We start from the raw sequence: 17,690 nt of genomic DNA on the forward strand, positions 1-17,690 counted from the left end.
CGCGATTCATATGCTTAGCCCCAGACAAATGATCTGCAAGCCGCTCTTCCCGCATATAGATAACCACCACAGGTTCATCGACTCGATAAATAACTGGGTTTAATTATGGCTCTCGCTGCGCTCTGAGCTGCATTGCCAGCATAACTCAAAATTGCCTTCGTTAAGCTCATGGCATTGCACACATTGCCACTGGGGGCTGACCACATCTAAGGCACTTAGCTGCGCCTGTGCTTTGGCCAATTGTGACTCACCGACCCATAGTTCCACATTGTGCAGATCAGCGGGTAATTCCCCCACACCACCTAATAATGCCTCACCACGTAACTCGACATGAATACCACAGGCCTCTAACAATCCTTTCCATGTGTGGGCCTGCAATAAATTACCACCAGCGACTAAATTCTTACGTTCTTCCATGCGACATCCTACGGCTACAACTCTCTAGAATATGGGGTTGCCGACATCCTACTGCTAAACACTTGAGTCTGTCGAGCGCTGTTTTTTTTACACCAGTTGTTAATCTAATTAACATTTACCTTTTACAGCATTAGTGACTATAACTTTGTGAGTTTGCTAGCAGAATGTTAGATACAGCTCAAAATCAAGGCAAAAAAAAGCCACCCTGTCGGTGGCTTTTTAACGCTAATGTAACCGTTAAGGCATCATAGCAGGTTGGTCTGCGCCTTCTTTCTCAATCTCAACTGGCATCATGTGTTCACGATTGATACCCAGTTTGATGGCCAGGAAGCTCGCCACATAGATAGAAGAATAAGTACCCACAAAAATACCCATTAGCAATGCTGTTGCAAAGCCATGGATCATAGTGCCGCCCTTAAGGAACAAGGCAATCACCACCACTAAGGTTGTACCCGTTGTGATAATAGTACGGCTCATGGTCTGAGTAATGGACACGTTAACCACTTCTTCAGGGTCGCTTTTGCGCATCTTGAGGAAGTTCTCACGGATACGGTCAAATACCACAATAGTATCGTTGAGTGAGTAACCTACCACAGTCAATAGACCCGCCAGTACGGTCAAGTCGAATTCCAGTTGGAATACCGAAAACACCCCTAAGGTCACAATCACGTCGTGGGCCAGCGCCGCCACAGAACCAAAGGCTAAACGCCATTCGAAACGGAAGGACACGTAAATCATGATGCAGATAAGTGCGACCAATACCGCTAAACCGCCCTGCTCTGCCAGCTCTTTACCCACTTGTGGGCCAACGAACTCAACGCGCTTCTGCTGTACTTGTGGGTCAACTTTCTGCGCGGCTTCCATTACGGATTTAACCTGCACATCACTCTTCACGCCTTCTTTAACCGATAGACGCACTAATACATCACGGCTCGAACCGAAGTTTTGCACTACGGCGCCATCTAACTCTGGCGTCGTCAGTTGCACACGCAGCACGTTCAAATCAACCGGCTGAGTGAACTCCATTTCGACCACAGTTCCACCAGTGAAATCCAGTCCCCAGTTAATACCATTGGTCACGAGCGAAACCAGCGAACCCAGCACTAACACGGCAGACATGATGCTGATAGGCAGCGCATGGCGGAGGAAGTTTACCGTATTTTTTAAAGATAAAATTTCAATCATTATCGCTTCCCCTTAGATAGACAGCGTCTTCACGCGCTTACCACCCCAAATCGCGTTCACGATTGAGCGAGTACCCACGATGGCGGTAAACATTGAAGTCGCAATACCTATCATCAAGGTCACTGCGAAGCCTTTAACGGCCCCTGTCCCTACGGCAAACAAAATTAATGCCGTGAGGAAAGTGGTAATGTTCGCATCGGCGATGGTAGAGAATGCGTTACCATAACCTTCATGGATGGCCTGTTGTACGCTACGACCCGCACGTAACTCTTCACGGATACGCTCATAGATCAGCACGTTACCGTCAACCGCCATACCAACTGTCAACACCATACCGGCAATACCAGGCAGGGTTAATACGGCGCCAGGGATCATCGACATCACACCCACCACCATGACTAAGTTCATGGTTAAGGCGATGTTGGCAATTAAGCCAAAACCACGGTAGTAAACCAACATAAAGAGTAAGACAACCGCCATACCCCAAATCATGGCCTGCACACCGTTTTCGATGTTTTCAGCACCTAAGCTTGGGCCTATGGTACGTTCTTCCACTATCGATACTGGGGCAATCAAGGCACCTGCACGCAGTAATAGCGCGAGGTTTTGTGCTTCACCATGGCTTAAGCCAGTGATCACAAAGTTGCGGCCTAAACGGGCTTGGATGGTCGCCACAGAAATCACTTCTTGGATTTTCTGCATCTTCACGCTGCCATCGGCATTGCGCTCACCACTGTCTTTATATTCGATGAACAAAGTCGCCATAGGTTTGCCTATGTTGTCTTTGGTCACGTTAGAGAAAATGGTGCCACCTTTAGCATCGAGGTTGATGCTCACCTGAGGACGGCTGTACTGATCGAAGCTAGGTTGCGCGCCGGTGATATGATCCCCGGTCAGCATCACTTCTTTCTTCAATATCACAGTGCCACCTTCGCGGCGCTGATACACTTCAGAACCCGCAGACAGACGACCTGACTGCGCAGCATTCGGATCGGCCTTGTCATCCACCATGTGGAATTCAATCGATGCGGTAGCCCCTAAGATTTCCTTAGCGCGTGCGGTATCCTGCACACCTGGCAGCTCAACGATAATGCGTTCTGCACCCTGACGTTGCACTACAGGTTCTGCCACGCCTAACTCGTTAACACGGTTACGGATAGTGGTAATGTTTTGTTGTAGCGCTTCTTCCTTAACCTGCTTGAGATAGGCTTCGCTCATCACAGCTTGCAGGGCAAAATCTTCACCCTTGCTCACATCACTGAACACCATATCGTTGCTGCGGGATTTCAGGAAACGCTCGGCACTGGCTAGACTTTCAGCATCACGGAACTTGATTTCGATACCGTTAGCATTATTACGAATGCCGGCATAACGGATTTTTTCTTCCCGTAATTGCGCACGAAAATCGGCGATTTTCGCTTCTTCCATCTTGCGGATGGCTTCGCTCATATCCACTTCCATCAGGAAGTGCACACCGCCGCGAAGGTCGAGACCGAGTTTCATAGGGCTACCGCCCATGGACTCTAGCCACTGGGGCGTCGCAGGAGCTAAGTTAAGTGCCACGGTAAACTTGTCACCTAAACTTTCGGCAATCACTTCTTTTGCCAGTAATTGTTGATCCGCATTTTGTACACGAACCAACAATTGACCTTTTTCAAGCTCAGAGCGCTTTACCGCAATGCCCTTACTGGCTAACAGCTCGTTCACTCTGGCTTGGGTAGATGCAGTGACTTCAGCACCTCGAGTCGCCACCACTTGCACCGCATGATCCTCACCAAACAGGTTCGGTACAGCATAGAAACAACCTATGGTGATAATAAGTATCACCATAATGTTTTTCCACATTGGGTATTTATTTAACACGCCTGAGCCCTCTTGGCTTACAACGACTGGATAGAGCCCTTAGGCAATACAGCTGCAATGTAGTCTTTTTTGATCGTGATTTGGGTCGTGTCGTTTAAGCTCAGTAACACGTAATCACTTTCATCGCTGATTTTTGCAATCTTGCCTAAAATCCCGCCGCTGGTCAGCACTTCATCACCTTTACCTAATGATGACATTAGATTTTTGTGCTCTTTAACGCGTTTTGATTGCGGACGGAAAATCATGAAATAGAAAATCAAGCCGAAAATCGCCAGCATGAAAATCAGTTCCATAGTACCGCCACCCTGTGGTGCACCGGCTGCGCTTGCATATGCATTTGAAATAAACATAGTTTTCTCTTCTTATTAGCAAAAAATCAATCAACTAACTCTGGTACTTCACGACCTTGACTGGTATAGAAGTCCTTCACAAAGGCGTCTAATGTACCTGTCTCAATCGCACCGCGCAAACCTTCCATTAACATTTGATAGTATCTCAAGTTGTGAATGGTGTTTAAACGCGCACCCAGAATCTCATTACAACGATCTAAATGGTAAAGGTATGCCCGTGAATAGTTTTTACAGGTATAACAATCACACTTAGTATCGAGCGGTGAAGTGTCATCACGATGCCGCGCATTGCGGATCTTAATCACGCCTTCACTGGTAAACAGATGACCGTTGCGGGCGTTACGGGTTGGCATCACACAGTCAAACATGTCGATACCGCGGCGCACACCTTCAACTAAATCCTCTGGTTTACCGACCCCCATCAGATAGCGAGGTTTATCCGCAGGAATTTGCGGGCAGATATGCTCAAGAATGCGGTGCATATCTTCCTTTGGCTCTCCTACGGCCAAACCACCGACGGCGTAACCGTCGAAACCTATATCGACTAAGCCTTTTAAGCTTTCGTCGCGTAAATCTTCATACACACCACCCTGAATAATGCCAAATAAAGAATTGGGATTTTCTAGGCGGTCAAATTCGTCACGGGAACGTTTAGCCCAGCGCAGCGACATCTGCATGGACTTGCGTGCTTCATCTTCAGTCGCAGGATACGGGGTACATTCGTCAAAAATCATCACAACATCACTGCCCAATGCATCTTGAATTTGCATTGATTTTTCAGGATCTAAGAAGATTTTCTCACCATTGATGGGCGAGCGGAAATGCACACCTTCTTCGGTAATTTTACGAATATCGCCAAGACTAAAGACTTGGAAGCCGCCCGAGTCGGTTAAAATGGGGCGCTGCCAGTTCATAAAATCATGTAAGTCACCGTGTTTACGCATGATTTCTTCGCCTGGGCGCAACCATAAATGAAAAGTGTTACCCAGCAGAATATCGGCGCCAGTGGCACGCACTTCTTCCGGCGTCATGCCTTTCACTGTTCCGTAGGTTCCCACCGGCATAAATGCGGGGGTTTCTACTGTGCCACGGTCAAAAATCAACCGACCACGGCGTGCACGGCCGTCGGTAGTATCTAATTCAAATTTCATAATTCACCTCGCCAGATAAACAGTCTGACTACATTTTTAATGACTAATGCCATTTTGATTAACAATAGAGATGGGGACAGCCTTAAAAGGTTCAACCTTTAAGGGTAAAAAAATGCCGCACCAACGCAATTTGGGCGGCCATTTTAAAACAAAATCTTGCTCTAGTGGGCTTTTTTCGTCACAAACATGGCATCGCCATAGCTAAAGAAGCGATATTTTTCAGTGATGGCATGGCGATAAGCCGCCATCACATGGTCAAAACCGGCAAAGGCACTGACTAGCATGATCAGCGTCGACTCAGGTAGATGAAAGTTTGTCACCATGGCATCGACGACTTGGAATTGATAACCGGGGTAGATAAAGATATCGGTATCGCCACTAAAGGCTTTAAGCTCACCGTGGCTTGCGCGCGCCGCACTCTCTAAGGAGCGCACCGACGTCGTGCCAACGGCAACCACACGTTTACCCGCTGCTTTGGTTTTAGCAATTAACTCCACCACATCCTGCGGCACATTAGCCCACTCGGAATGCATTTTGTGCTCAAGAATAGTATCGACGCGCACGGGTTGAAAAGTACCCGCGCCCACATGCAAGGTCACAAATGCAATATTTACGCCCTTCGCCTTTAACGCCTCGAGCATGGCATCGTCAAAGTGTAATCCCGCCGTAGGCGCTGCAACTGCACCTGGGTTTTGGTTATATACAGTTTGATAACGCTCTTTATCGGCATCCTCATCGGGTCTGTCGATATATGGTGGCAGCGGCATATGCCCTACCGCTTCGAGCACCTCTAAAATGGTTAACTCGGATAACAACTCAAGTTCAAACAAGGTATCGTGACGGGCGAGCATCTTCATTTGATAGCCGCCGTCGAGCAGAATTAACGAATCCACTTTAGGAGATTTAGAGCTGCGGACATGGGCGAGGATGCGCTTATCATCGAGCATACGCTCAACTAAAATCTCTAATTTGCCGCCGCTGGCCTTTTGGCCGAACAGGCGCGCGGGGATCACTCGGGTATTGTTGAACACCATTAAATCGCCGGGATTTATCATTCCCAGCAGATCGGTAAACTGTTTATCAGCGAGCGCACCAGAGTTACCATCTAAGGTTAACAGACGTGACGCATTACGCTGCGCCATAGGATAACGAGCGATCAGCTCATCGGGAAGATCGAAGGAAAAGTCTGCAACACGCATGGATTGGCCTCTACATAGCTTAGAACGGCGGCTAGTCTATGGTTAGAGGCCAAGAATATCAAGATTACTTGTTATCCAGATGCACTTCTTGCCCTGAATCCTGCTCATCTAAGTCCGCCAATTCTAATGCATCGTCGTTGTCGAACTTAGTTCGATGACGAGCAAAATTATCCAGACTAAAACGGTGTTGTTCATAGGGAATATCGACAAGCACTTTCTTGCGCTTGGAACGCTCGTCTTTACCGAGCATTTTGATGAACCAGTTCCACATCATCCATGATCCTAAAAGGTTGTTGGTTTGATACCAGATTAACAAGCCACGCAATTCCAGTGTCCACATTGGAATGCTAAGCTATCTGGCTAAATAATTTGCTCGCTAAATATAAAAAAGCACAGCATTTTTGCCTATTGCGCTTTCCTAAGCGCGCCCGCACATGATACCGTGGGTAGACGCGATTAACCAAGCACAAAAAATGAACTTTCTTACACACTTACATCTCGCCGATATTAGCAAAACCCATCTCGCCGCAAATCTCGCGGGCAACTATATTACTGCACCGATTGCCGACGCACCCGCACCATTGCGTCAGGGCTTATGGCTAAGTCAGGAAATAAATAGACTTTGCGCCAGTCATGAACTCACCCAAGAATTACTTGAGTTATTTCCTGCGCAGTTAAAAATCATAGCAGCGGATCTAATGTTTGTAAGCTTCGATCATTATTTAGCCTACTACTGGGAAGAATACCACCCCGAGACGCTACAGAATTTTAGTTTAAAAGCTTACAACGAGCTGGATATTTTTGCATCACAGGGCAGCGATGCCTACCATCCACAGCCACTCCTAAGCCTAATTGCCGACATGCGCCGCGAGGACTGGTTAAACAACTATGCTACGCCTAAAGGCATACAACAGGCATTAGCACAAAGGGCAAAGAATCACCCACAAAGCGCTCTATTTAACGGAGCAGATAAGATTTTAGCCAAGATGCAGATAGAAACCGAAACCGCATTTCGCACTTTTTATCCGCAATTGATGGCCTATACCCGTATTTGGAGCCGTAAAACCCCCAGCGAGTATTTACCTTAGATATATCACTTTCCGTTACTCAAGGATGATAATGGCGAGCAACGTCTCCTCGAGGCGCTATTGCCCTCAAACAGCAAACCCGCTGCAGATTATGCTGTGTGCCTAGCTAAATTTTGCTAGTATTAGCGCGCTAAGATGAGGATAAGATGCAGATATTTGATTACCAGCCCCCGGCAGTTCCCTGGCTAGACATCCGCTATAAAGATAGAGACTTGATTATCATCAATAAACCCTCAGGTTTATTGTCTAATCCGGGGATAGCGGCCCACACCTTCGATTGTGCGCTAACCCGCTTACAACGCCTTTATCCTGAAACGATTCTAGTACATAGGCTCGACTGTGCGACCTCGGGTATTATGGTGTTCGCCCGCAATAAAAAAGCCGAATCCCATTTAAAGACTCAGTTCCAAGACCGGCAGAGTAAGAAAGTCTATATTGCCGAAGTAATGGGACATGTGCCGCAGCAACAGGGAGTGATTGATCTGCCCATTGCGCCGGACAGCGCACATCCGCCCTATCAGAAAGTACTGCAGGCGGGAGAAACGGGCGGCAAAAGCGCCCTCACTTATTACCGAGTATTAGAGCACCGAGAAAACAGCACCTTAGTCGAGCTTTCGCCGCAAACAGGCCGCACCCATCAGTTACGTGTGCATATGCTTGCCCTTGGGCATCCTATTTTAGGGGATGAGTTTTACGGTAACGCGGAGGTCATCGGCGCTAGGCCACGGTTATGCCTACACGCCCAAGATTTATGTTTTAGCCATCCCTACTCTGGCAAGGCCATGTGCTTTTACAGCAAGCACCCTTTTAGCGAATAAGCCATTGACCAAACCTAAGGGGCCTAATTAATGCGGCCCCTTAGCAAGCAGCGACTTTAAGCAACGCGCTGATTAAAATCGATATCAGCCATTAATTTATCGACTTGGAAGTAACAGCCCTGTTCATTACAAAATTGTAGCTGCAACGAAGGTGTCACCAGAAAGTATTCGCCAAAGAAATTGCCGCCCACATCTTCGACTTTGCGACCTTCGGGCAGATCAGTCATATGGACTTCATCTAAACTATGGCAACCATCGCTAAACCAGGTTTCTAAGAAATATTTTTCGTCTTCTTTATATAAAGTGATCTTATCCCCTAATAGAGGACGCTCATCTAACCAACGACCTATAATTTCACGATTTTGCATATCTGTCTCCCGCCAATGAAGGCGACGGCGTTTTTCAATCCCAGACATCCTGATATCCTTATGCAATACCCAATCACCTAAAGTGAATGTCAGTTGTGGTAGTACATTAAGCATAGAACCCATTTAACGCTTTACTCCCCTGAGCAGCAAATTCCCTCCAATTAACCCCAAATGTAATTTTTTAGTTAATTAAAATTTGCTAAATATTTAAAATATAAAAGATAAATACCCTTGACTAATTAATCGGCAGTGTAGCTCAATCGAAAAATAAAAACGCGATCTTTATCACTATTTACTTATCGCTAAAGTAAAGGCAGCTAAAAGACTTATCCGCTCCAATGAATGAGTTTGTTACATCTTTTATTGCCAATTTTAATAGGGTTTCTGATATAACCCATAAGTGAATGACCGTACAAATAAGACCAAGTGATATTTCAATATCCCTACAAAACAAAAAAAGCAGGAAGCCTATGCATAACATTCACCGTCGTCATTTCCTTAAAGCCGCGGGTGCCGTCACCGCTGGGCTCGTCACCGCCAATATTGCCCTCAATGCCAACGCCAGTAGCGCCGCCCCTAAACCTCAAGCGGGTAAATCCGTTATCGGCCTCATAGCACCCAAGATGGAGGTGGTTCGAGTTGGCTTTATCGGGGTCGGCGAGCGGGGCTTTAGCCATGTCGAGCAGTTTTGCCATTTAGAAGGCGTTGAACTCAAAGCGATTTGCGATACTCACCAAGCGGTTATTGATAGAGCCGTAGATCATATCGTTAAACAAAATCGCCCCAAACCCGCTGTTTATACGGGTAATGACCTGAGCTATCGCGAGCTGTTAAGCCGTGATGATATTGATATTGTGATTATTTCTACTCCCTGGGAATGGCATGCGCCTATGGCGATAGAAACCATGGAGAGCGGTAAACACGCCTTTGTCGAAGTGCCGTTAGCACTCACGGTTGAGGAATGCTGGCAAATTGTCGATACCGCCGAACGCACCCAGAAAAACTGCATGATGATGGAGAACGTCAACTACGGCCGTGAAGAACTTATGGTGCTCAACATGGTGCGCCAAGGCGTGTTTGGTGAGTTGCTCCACGGTGAAGCCGCCTATATCCACGAGCTGCGCTGGCAGATGAAGGAAATCGACCATAAAACTGGCTCATGGCGGACCTACTGGCATACTAAACGCAACGGTAATTTGTATCCCACCCACGGTTTAGGGCCTGTGTCCCAGTATATGAATATCAACCGCGGCGACAGATTTGATTATTTAACCTCGATGAGTTCCCCCGCCCTTGGCCGTGCGCTCTATGCTAAACGTGAATTTCCCGCCGATCACGAGCGCAATCAGCTCAAATACATTAATGGGGATATCAATACCAGCCTGATAAAAACAGTTAAAGGTCGGACCATCATGGTGCAACATGACACTACGACCCCAAGACCTTACAGTCGCCACAATTTGATCCAAGGCACCAATGGCGTGTTTGCAGGTTTCCCGAATCGAATTGCCGTCGAACATGGCGGTTTTGGTAAGAGTTACCACGAGTGGGATATGGACATGCAAAAGTGGTACGACAAATATGACCATCCACAGTGGCAACGCATAGGTAAAGAGGCTGAAATCAACGGCGGTCACGGCGGCATGGACTTTGTGATGCTATGGCGGATGATTTATTGCCTGCGCAACGGCGAAGCTTTAGATCAGGATGTGTACGATGGCGCGTCTTGGTCCGTGGTGAATATCCTAAGCGAGCAATCGCTGAATAACCGCAGTAACTCAGTCAATTTCCCTGACTTTACCCGCGGCGCTTGGCAACATGCCGCTCCTTTAGGCATAGTCGGCGCATAGTTGGCATTCAGTCCTGAGATCATAAATGCCATAAAGGGATAAGTAGCTACTTATCCCTAATAACAGCCTATCGATTTAATTTTTAAATCAAAATCACCGCTTTGCTGTGCCCCGATAACTAACCCTAAACTCGATAGTCTCGTCAAATCGATTGCCACACGGGCAATGGGTTTGCCTCGGCATTGGGGTAGAAAGTCACTGAAGGGAATTTCAATACGCTGCCAGTGCAACGCACTTGTGCCATTAACCCCAAAAGCTTGGTGGCTCGGTGCTGGCATAGGAGCCTGATAAACCGTGCTCTGCGGAGTATCCACATCCTTTAAATTCACTTTGTAATGTTTAGCCCGGCCACCATCGAGTTCAAGGTAAATCCCAGTGAACGCGCTCACATCCACAGCGTTAAACTCAGCGCGCACCGAAGCAAACCCTCCGCCATTCGCCAAGGACACATGGCCACTAAAAACACCATAACCTAAGGGGGAAATGGTGAGCTTACTGCGGGATAAACCGCCCATTACAGTGTCGTTTACACCATACCAAGGCTTTGCCGCATCTAACGCTTTAAAATCAAAAAGGATCATAATTACTCCCATAAAAAAGCAGCCACCTAAGTGACTGCTTCTATGATGCTTTCTGCTTACACTAACAACAGCACACTTTATCCAAGTTTAGCTTTGTTTTCAGCAGCTTCACAAGCGGCAGCCGTAAAAATCACATCGGTAGAGCTGTTCAATGCCGTTTCGGCGGCATCTTGGACAACACCAATAATAAAGCCCACCGCGACCACTTGCATGGCGACATCGTTAGAAATGCCAAACAAGCTACAGGCCAGAGGAATTAGCAATAACGACCCACCCGCAACGCCGGACGCACCACAGGCTGAAATGGCGGCAACCACGCTTAATAGTAATGCCGTCAGCAAATCGACTTGAATACCTAAGGTATGAGCTGCCGCTAGGGTCAATACGGTAATAGTGATCGCAGCACCACCCATATTGATGGTGGCACCTAAGGGGATCGAGACTGAGTAGGTGTCTTCATGCAGATTTAACTTCTCACACAGCGCCATATTGACCGGGATATTGGCAGCGCTCGAACGGGTAAAAAAGGCCGTGACACCACTTTCTCGCAGACAACGTAGCACCAATGGATAGGGATTACGTTTGATTTTCACGTACACTATCAGCGGGTTAACTATGAGCGCAATAATCGCCATGGCTCCCAATAATACCGCCAGTAACTGCGCATAACCCGCAATGGCAGCAAAACCGGTTTCGGCAAATGTCGCCGCAACTAAACCAAAAATACCGATAGGCGCTAAACGGATGATAAAGCGCACCATTTGTGAAATACCATGGCTCATATCGGCAAATACTTGCTTGGTCGAATCATTCGCATGGTGCAGTGCCAGACCTAAACCCACGCCCCAGGCCAAAATACCAATATAGTTGCCCGTCATTAACGCATTCACTGGATTATCCACCAGCTTAAAAAGCAAGGTATTGATCACCTCACCAATTCCCTGTGGTGGACTGGTGCCTTCAACTCCAGCCACTAACACTAGATTGGTGGGGAAAATACTACTGAGAATAACGGCGGTGAGTGCGGCGGCAAAAGTCCCCAACAAATAGAGCACGACGATGGGACGCATATTGGTTTGCGTATTTTTCTTTTGATTGGCAATGGAGGATGCCACTAGGATGAACACGAGAATAGGGGCTATCGCCTTTAACGCACCCACAAATAAACTGCCTAAAAATGCAACTTGCTTAGCCCAGTCCTGTGAAAAGCTGGCTAAGATAATACCTGCCACTATCCCCACGAGAATTTGCAACACTAAACTGCCATTAGCCAACTTAGCTAGAAATGATGATTCTTGTTTCATTACTTAACCTATCGTTATTATATTTCGGTCGAGTGTTCCCAACCCACGCCTTCGGATCTGAGGCCAATAAGGTTTTTATAGGATGTGGTGGAACTTGTCTAGTTTTGCAGGAAAATAAGCAAACTTTATCCCCTCATCCAACAAAAAACAGACAAAATAATCTACTTAGGCTTTTTTGCCGCCAGATCGGCACCACGCAACATGGCGTCGATAAGCTCATGGGCATCAAACTTTGTCAGCGCTTCATTAGCGCCCACTTGGTGGGCTTGGCTGACGCTGATCTCACTGGAGAGTGAGGTATGCAGAATAATATAAGCATTCGCAGTTTGTGGATTATCGCGCACCTCAAATGCCAACTCATAACCATCGAGTCCTGGCATTTCAATATCGCTCACTAAAATATCAATAGGATGATGTTCGGCCGCAGCCTGCTCCATCATGGCCAAAGCCTCTTTGCCATCGGCGGTGACAAAATAAGGAATATTAATGGTATCTAAGGCGTCGGATAACTGCTTACGGGCAACCTTAGAGTCATCCACCAGCAGAATATTCATCGGTTTTAATTTTTCACGTTGCACATCGGTCAGAATCGCGCGATTAGCCTGTGGATTATCAGGGAAGATTTTCGATAGCAATAACTCCACATCGAGTAGCTGCACCAACTGTTCCTCAAAACGCGTCACCCCGGTTAAGAAGGCATTTTTTCCTAAATTCGCAGAAGGTGCCTCAATATCACGCCAGTTACACTCAATGATCTTATCTATGCCACGCACGAGAAAGCCGATAATCATTCGCTGGCAATCGGTAATGATGATATAGCAATGTTTACGCTCTTCATCCGTTATTGGACGATAGCCAATGGCCGCCGCCATATCGATTACCGGAATGGTATGGCCACGAATCGTCGCGGCACCAAGAATGGTCGGATGGGATTGGGGGATTTTACTCAGCGGTGTATAGGGCACTAACTCACGCACTTTAAGCGTGCCTAAGGCGAAGACCTGCGTCTGTGATAACCGGAATAATAATAGTCCCTGCGACTGACTGGCTTTACTCTTCATAATTAGATAGATAACTCACTAAAACCAACCTACGGATAGCATAACCTTAACACAGTAAAAATTTGATGACTAAGGTCAAACGAATCAAACTATTAATATTTGAATTATTTAATAGTTTGAATTATTGCATATTAATAGCTTTGTCTATGGCGAGTATGCCGCGCCTCAATCTTGTAATGCGTATAACACATCGAAGGCAAATTGATCCCAACCTTCAGCCGTAAAAGCGATATCGCGGATGCTACGCACTTGGCTCACTGCATGCAGTGGCGCGGCGCCATTCGCCATCAGGTAATAGGCCATAATGAGTCCTGTGCGATCCTTACCCGAGCGGCAATGGATAACGACCGGAATATTCTCGGCCTCACATTGGCGAATAAAACTCAATGCCTTAGGAAGTTGAGCGACACAGATAGTCACATCGCCCTCCTGTGGCGGTACATTTCGGGAGAAAGGGATACATTCATACCTTAGGCCATGGTGCTTAAACGTACCGGGCTCACACCCTTCCCCACCATTAACCGACAGTACCGCACCAATACCTGCCGACTTCAACTCAGCTAAATCCCAAGGATCTTTATTTGGGCCGCTGCGGCCAGCGATCTTACCTTCAATTAACCAAAATAAATGCTGCATATTGCTTCCACCAGTAAGATGACTCGGGGCATAAGGATAAGCTAAGCATAGCTCGCGCCCAACGACTTAAGATTTTTTGCCCCAAAATTCAACATTGGCAGTCGGTAACTGTTTACGTTTTTTTTTACCTGTACCTTCGGGCTTAGCGACAGGTTTGCCTTGCTCTAATAATTCTGCGGGCATCTCATCATCGGCTTCAAAACCGGCTATCTGTTCACGCTCTAGCTTGAGTTTGTTCTTTTTCTCTATCACGCCAAAGTGGTGATAATCCTCATGGGAAATCAAGGTCACCGCCAGACCCGCTTCACCAGCACGGCCGCTGCGGCCAATACGATGCATATAGTCCGCAGGACTTCTTGGCAGGTCAAAATTGATCACCACGGGGAGCTTATCGATATCGATACCGCGGGCGGCAATATCTGTGGCAATTAACACACTAATCTCACCATTTTTAAAACCATCGAGTACGCGGGTGCGCGCACCTTGGGCTTTATCACCATGGAACACCTCTGCACTAATCCCCCGTTTAGACAGCTTTTGTGCGAGGTGATTACAGGTATTTTTAGCGCTGACAAAAATAAGTGCCTGTGACCATTGGTGTTCTTTAATCAGATGCGCGAGCAAGGCAGTTTTCATTGGGCGGTTAACTGTGATCACCCGCTGATGAATCGTGCTTTGCTGCTCGCTTTGTAATTGGTATTCAAGCGGATCGTTAAGCAGTTTTGCCGTTAACTCACGCACTTCTTCGGGGAATGTCGCCGAGAAAAGCAAGGTTTGTTTCTTGCCCGGTAAAGCGGCAAGCACTTGGGTTAATTCTTCAGTAAAACCAAGGCTTAACATGCGATCGGCCTCATCGAGCACTAGGGCACTCACCCGGCTTAATTTGATTGCATTGCTCGATAGCAGATCTAACAATCGGCCCGGTGTCGCCACTAATACGTCGGCCCCCGAACGTAAACTTTGCATCTGCGCATTAACAGAGACGCCACCAAAAGCGGCAACTATCTTAAGTTGGCCGTTTAAATGGGAGGCATAGGATAAAAAACTGTCGGCAACCTGCTGGGCGAGTTCCCGCGTGGGCACCAGCACTAAACAACGGACGTAAGACCCAGATTTATCGAGTGTTTTAGCTTCAACCAATTGCTGTAGCAGAGGTACGGCAAAGGCCGCCGTTTTACCCGATCCCGTATTCGCGCCCGCTAAGATATCGCGCCCCGCCAGCACAGCAGGAATGGTTGCCATTTGCACTGGTGTTGGAGAAACATAAGCTAACTCAGTGAGTCGATTATGGAGCGGTGCAATAATACCGAGTTGGGCAAAGCTTGCCACTGGGGAAGAAGCTTGGGTCATAAAAAATGTAATAGCTCATCAATAACAAATATGGCGGCTATTCTAGCGTAAAACTCGCACGCTTGCTCGCCGATTCCAGCATTAACAACTGTTGTTTCATCTCGAGCCCATAGGCATAGCCAGTTAACTTGCCATTTTTCCCTATCACCCTATGGCATGGCACGATAATGGCGATGGGATTTGCCCCATTCGCCGCGCCGACGGCACGCACGGCCTTTGGCCTACCAATCTGCTCGGCAATGTCGGAATAACTGCAACTCTGGCCATAATTCACATCCAGCAACGCTTGCCAAACCTGGCGCTGAAAATCCGTCCCTTTAGGAGCAAGGGCCAATTCAAACCCAAGGCGCTTACCCGCAAAATATTGCTCAAGCTGCTCCACAGCTTCGTTGATATGGGCCTTAGCTCGATTGACGTCATCTGTAGTGCTATTGGCTAAAGGAATGTCGGTTCGGGACGAACCAACAAGGGTTAAATGACTGATCCCATAGGGATTCGCATTAAGCTGTAAAACGCCAACTGGCGTCACTAATTGCTGTGCTACGCAGGGTAAATATGCTGCACTGCTCGGCGCGACATTTAATCGATGTGTTAAATAAGACATAGATAACCTCTTAATATTAAACGGTATTGAATCACACTTGATGCCACAACTGGAAGGTTAAATAACTACCCCAGGGGGCAATATCTCGCCCTAACTGCTGACATAGTTGAGGGTAATCAAGGGGTTTTAAAACATCCTCCCCTAAAGCGTTAAGCCTATCCTTGTCATAGTGACCTAAATAGTGCGCCAATAACCGCTTTTTAACGATAAGATCCGAATGCAAAAAGATATTGGGATCGCCAAGACCTCGAAGTTTGGCGTAGGCAATTGTCCAGGGGCCAATACCTTTAACGCTTAACCAATCGTCGACACTTGCATCGGCGTTCTCACAAATAAAAGCCGCTAATGCATTTAATGCCAGTTTACGCGCCCCCGGCATTTTAAGTTCACTCAAGCTCGCCCCACGGATCGTTTCAGGCGTTGGAAACAACCGATATTCGCGGCCATTGAGTTCAAACCGCTCACCATAGGCTTCAACCAATTGATTAAGTAGCTTAGTCGCTTGAGCCACTGTCACTTGCTGGCCTAAAATTGCGCGGCAAACCGCCTCAAATAAGGACCCCGCCCCCGGAATTCGCAGCCCACTAAACGGCACTAAATTAAGCTGAGGCAGGGCCTGTAAATTCTGTTCAATCAACTGCATGTCTGCGTCGAGATCGAGTATGCGCCGCACTTCAAGAATGAGTTTTTGTAACGCCTCTAATGGGGAGTCTGCGGTCAACATCACTGTCAGTTTGAATCTGTGCAATGAAGGTTCGTGGGCAATTTGAACGACAGCGCGCATTTTGCCTATGGCAATACAGCGACCATATTCAAGGGAAGTTGCCTCATCCTCGCAGGCTATATGCTGCATGGAATCTGACGTTATCCCAGCGCCCCCGTTTAACTTGTCCAGCGGTGTAAACCATTCCATTCCGGCCACGGCGCGTAGCCGAAAAAAAGCCAGTTGCGCCGACCAATCGAGGGGAGGTCGGTAATATTGGTACAAAGTGAGCCCATGGGACAGATCTAGCATTGTGCTTAAGCCGTTTTTTTCCGTAGCGATTTCAATCTCAGTCATTTTTGCAGCTTTTTTCAGTGATGTTTTTCTTAACTGTGTGGGCGTCAGTTGCAGCCGCTGCTGAAACGCCTCATTAAAGCGGCGAATACTGTTAAATCCCGCCGCAAGCGCCACCTGAGTGATAGGTAATTGGGTTTGATGCAAGAGTTGTTTGGCAAACAACAACTGGCGATAGAGCGCGTATTGTTTAGGTGAAGTGCCAAAACCTTCGCTGAAAAGCTTATTGAGGTAGCGACTACTGATCCCCAATTTATCGGCAAGCCCATCGACCGTTAACGCTTGCTCACCGCAGAGTAAACCGGCATCGATCAAGCCAAGCGCCCTATCGAGCGTTGTGCCAGTCCCTTTCCACGGGTTGGAACCTGGCGCACTGTCGGGCCGGCAACGTAAACAGGGGCGTAATCCCGCCTGCGCCGCTTTGACTTGGGACTCAAAATAGCGCACATTTTCTTCCTTTGGCGCCACGGCTGGACACACATTTCGGCAATAAATACCTGTGGTTAACACTCCCACAAAGAATTTCCCATCAAAACGAGGGTCACGACTCAGACGAGCCTCACGGCAGATAGCAGACGAGAGTTCACCTCGAATAGGCGCCGAATGCGCCTTTAACTGCAACTCACCACTATCGGCATTGCACTCTATATGATCTGTTCTTTTCATTCCCAGTATGCTCGACAATATCCGCTCACAATTAATCGCTTGTCGGTTACTTTACGTAAATCTACCCTATTGGACTAGCGGAAAACGGAACTGAATCATTTCGCAGCTTTTAAGGCGTGTTCAGCCGATATCCTATATGCTA

The 17,690-nt window shown here is 47.5% G+C and carries 18 protein-coding genes; 3 read left to right on the forward strand and 15 right to left on the reverse strand.

Annotation, left to right across the window (positions count from 1 at the left end):
- Positions 1–99: 99 nt before the first annotated feature.
- The 7 genes from JFT56_RS12550 to JFT56_RS12580 all read right to left on the reverse strand — a co-directional run bounded on the left by JFT56_RS12550 (position 100) and on the right by JFT56_RS12580 (position 6,439).
- Positions 100–417: a DUF2007 domain-containing protein gene (locus tag JFT56_RS12550; protein ID WP_198780428.1), complete on the reverse strand. Its 318-nt coding sequence runs from the start codon at positions 415–417 to the stop codon at positions 100–102.
- A 237-nt stretch (positions 418–654) separates the two neighbouring features.
- Complete coding sequence (gene secF / locus JFT56_RS12555) at positions 655–1,602, reverse strand: protein translocase subunit SecF (RefSeq protein ID WP_198780429.1); 948 nt, start codon at positions 1,600–1,602, stop codon at positions 655–657.
- Positions 1,603–1,614: 12 nt separating this feature from the next.
- Positions 1,615–3,465, reverse strand: a complete 1,851-nt coding sequence (secD, locus tag JFT56_RS12560; protein WP_198780430.1) for a protein translocase subunit SecD — start codon at positions 3,463–3,465, stop codon at positions 1,615–1,617.
- Positions 3,466–3,482: 17 nt separating this feature from the next.
- Positions 3,483–3,815: a preprotein translocase subunit YajC gene (yajC, locus tag JFT56_RS12565; RefSeq protein ID WP_007649452.1), complete on the reverse strand. Its 333-nt coding sequence runs from the start codon at positions 3,813–3,815 to the stop codon at positions 3,483–3,485.
- Positions 3,816–3,841: 26 nt separating this feature from the next.
- Positions 3,842–4,966, reverse strand: coding sequence for a tRNA guanosine(34) transglycosylase Tgt (tgt, locus tag JFT56_RS12570; RefSeq protein ID WP_198780431.1), 1,125 nt, complete (start codon positions 4,964–4,966; stop codon positions 3,842–3,844).
- A 161-nt stretch (positions 4,967–5,127) separates the two neighbouring features.
- The gene (queA, locus tag JFT56_RS12575) at positions 5,128–6,165 is read right to left on the reverse strand and encodes a tRNA preQ1(34) S-adenosylmethionine ribosyltransferase-isomerase QueA (protein ID WP_198780432.1); all 1,038 of its coding nucleotides are present in this window, start codon (positions 6,163–6,165) and stop codon (positions 5,128–5,130) included.
- 64 nt (positions 6,166–6,229) lie between these two features.
- Complete coding sequence (locus JFT56_RS12580) at positions 6,230–6,439, reverse strand: hypothetical protein (protein ID WP_198780433.1); 210 nt, start codon at positions 6,437–6,439, stop codon at positions 6,230–6,232.
- A gap of 199 nt (positions 6,440–6,638) precedes the next feature.
- Between JFT56_RS12580 and JFT56_RS12585 the strand changes: the two genes are divergently transcribed.
- Both JFT56_RS12585 and JFT56_RS12590 read left to right on the forward strand, forming a co-directional pair.
- On the forward strand, positions 6,639–7,253 hold the full coding sequence (locus JFT56_RS12585) for an ACP phosphodiesterase (RefSeq protein ID WP_198780434.1): 615 nt from the start codon (positions 6,639–6,641) through the stop codon (positions 7,251–7,253).
- 146 nt (positions 7,254–7,399) lie between these two features.
- A complete protein-coding gene (locus tag JFT56_RS12590) occupies positions 7,400–8,071 on the forward strand; it encodes an RluA family pseudouridine synthase (protein ID WP_198780435.1) in 672 nt (223 codons plus the stop codon).
- Between the two features lie 56 nt (positions 8,072–8,127).
- Here the strand turns inward: JFT56_RS12590 and JFT56_RS12595 are convergent, their stop codons facing one another.
- Positions 8,128–8,562, reverse strand: coding sequence for a hypothetical protein (locus JFT56_RS12595; RefSeq protein ID WP_198780436.1), 435 nt, complete (start codon positions 8,560–8,562; stop codon positions 8,128–8,130).
- Between the two features lie 347 nt (positions 8,563–8,909).
- On the opposite strand from JFT56_RS12595, the gene JFT56_RS12600 reads away from it, so the two are divergent.
- A complete protein-coding gene (locus tag JFT56_RS12600) occupies positions 8,910–10,289 on the forward strand; it encodes a Gfo/Idh/MocA family oxidoreductase (RefSeq protein ID WP_198780437.1) in 1,380 nt (459 codons plus the stop codon).
- Between the two features lie 56 nt (positions 10,290–10,345).
- Here JFT56_RS12600 and JFT56_RS12605 read toward each other — a convergent pair whose 3' ends face one another.
- The 7 genes from JFT56_RS12605 to JFT56_RS12635 form a co-directional block, all read right to left on the reverse strand.
- Positions 10,346–10,870 (reverse strand): CIA30 family protein, encoded by a 525-nt coding sequence (locus JFT56_RS12605; RefSeq protein WP_198780438.1) that lies wholly within the window; start codon positions 10,868–10,870, stop codon positions 10,346–10,348.
- A 77-nt stretch (positions 10,871–10,947) separates the two neighbouring features.
- Positions 10,948–12,174 (reverse strand): serine/threonine transporter SstT, encoded by a 1,227-nt coding sequence (gene sstT / locus JFT56_RS12610; protein WP_198780439.1) that lies wholly within the window; start codon positions 12,172–12,174, stop codon positions 10,948–10,950.
- 161 nt (positions 12,175–12,335) lie between these two features.
- Complete coding sequence (locus JFT56_RS12615) at positions 12,336–13,235, reverse strand: chemotaxis protein CheV (RefSeq protein ID WP_198780440.1); 900 nt, start codon at positions 13,233–13,235, stop codon at positions 12,336–12,338.
- A gap of 165 nt (positions 13,236–13,400) precedes the next feature.
- Positions 13,401–13,871 carry a dual specificity protein phosphatase family protein gene (locus JFT56_RS12620; RefSeq protein ID WP_198780441.1) on the reverse strand — a complete coding sequence of 157 codons (471 nt, stop codon included), beginning with the start codon at positions 13,869–13,871 and terminating at the stop codon, positions 13,401–13,403.
- A 66-nt stretch (positions 13,872–13,937) separates the two neighbouring features.
- Entirely contained in the window at positions 13,938–15,221 is a 1,284-nt protein-coding gene (locus JFT56_RS12625; RefSeq protein WP_198780442.1) for a DEAD/DEAH box helicase, read from the reverse strand.
- Positions 15,222–15,258: 37 nt separating this feature from the next.
- Positions 15,259–15,825, reverse strand: coding sequence for a methylated-DNA--[protein]-cysteine S-methyltransferase (locus tag JFT56_RS12630; RefSeq protein WP_198780443.1), 567 nt, complete (start codon positions 15,823–15,825; stop codon positions 15,259–15,261).
- Between the two features lie 31 nt (positions 15,826–15,856).
- Positions 15,857–17,548: a DNA-3-methyladenine glycosylase 2 family protein gene (locus JFT56_RS12635; protein WP_233095515.1), complete on the reverse strand. Its 1,692-nt coding sequence runs from the start codon at positions 17,546–17,548 to the stop codon at positions 15,857–15,859.
- Positions 17,549–17,690 lie beyond the last annotated feature (142 nt).

It is taken from the genome of Shewanella putrefaciens (assembly GCF_016406305.1).
In the GTDB taxonomy this organism is placed as follows: Bacteria; Pseudomonadota; Gammaproteobacteria; order Enterobacterales; family Shewanellaceae; genus Shewanella; species Shewanella putrefaciens_C.

Bases quoted from the DNA above. Each gene is read 5' to 3' on its own strand.
- JFT56_RS12550 (WP_198780428.1), bottom strand. From the start codon at position 417: ATGGAAGAACGTAAGAATTTAGTCGCTGGTGGTAATTTATTGCAGGCC.
- secF (WP_198780429.1), bottom strand. From the start codon at position 1,602: ATGATTGAAATTTTATCTTTAAAAAATACGGTAAACTTCCTCCGCCAT.
- yajC (WP_007649452.1), bottom strand. From the start codon at position 3,815: ATGTTTATTTCAAATGCATATGCAAGCGCAGCCGGTGCACCACAGGGT.
- tgt (WP_198780431.1), bottom strand. From the start codon at position 4,966: ATGAAATTTGAATTAGATACTACCGACGGCCGTGCACGCCGTGGTCGG.
- queA (WP_198780432.1), bottom strand. From the start codon at position 6,165: ATGCGTGTTGCAGACTTTTCCTTCGATCTTCCCGATGAGCTGATCGCT.
- JFT56_RS12580 (WP_198780433.1), bottom strand. From the start codon at position 6,439: ATGATGTGGAACTGGTTCATCAAAATGCTCGGTAAAGACGAGCGTTCC.
- JFT56_RS12585 (WP_198780434.1), top strand. From the start codon at position 6,639: ATGAACTTTCTTACACACTTACATCTCGCCGATATTAGCAAAACCCAT.
- JFT56_RS12590 (WP_198780435.1), top strand. From the start codon at position 7,400: ATGCAGATATTTGATTACCAGCCCCCGGCAGTTCCCTGGCTAGACATC.
- JFT56_RS12595 (WP_198780436.1), bottom strand. From the start codon at position 8,562: ATGGGTTCTATGCTTAATGTACTACCACAACTGACATTCACTTTAGGT.
- JFT56_RS12600 (WP_198780437.1), top strand. From the start codon at position 8,910: ATGCATAACATTCACCGTCGTCATTTCCTTAAAGCCGCGGGTGCCGTC.
- JFT56_RS12605 (WP_198780438.1), bottom strand. From the start codon at position 10,870: ATGATCCTTTTTGATTTTAAAGCGTTAGATGCGGCAAAGCCTTGGTAT.
- sstT (WP_198780439.1), bottom strand. From the start codon at position 12,174: ATGAAACAAGAATCATCATTTCTAGCTAAGTTGGCTAATGGCAGTTTA.
- JFT56_RS12615 (WP_198780440.1), bottom strand. From the start codon at position 13,235: ATGAAGAGTAAAGCCAGTCAGTCGCAGGGACTATTATTATTCCGGTTA.
- JFT56_RS12620 (WP_198780441.1), bottom strand. From the start codon at position 13,871: ATGCAGCATTTATTTTGGTTAATTGAAGGTAAGATCGCTGGCCGCAGC.
- JFT56_RS12625 (WP_198780442.1), bottom strand. From the start codon at position 15,221: ATGACCCAAGCTTCTTCCCCAGTGGCAAGCTTTGCCCAACTCGGTATT.
- JFT56_RS12630 (WP_198780443.1), bottom strand. From the start codon at position 15,825: ATGTCTTATTTAACACATCGATTAAATGTCGCGCCGAGCAGTGCAGCA.
- JFT56_RS12635 (WP_233095515.1), bottom strand. From the start codon at position 17,548: ATGAAAAGAACAGATCATATAGAGTGCAATGCCGATAGTGGTGAGTTG.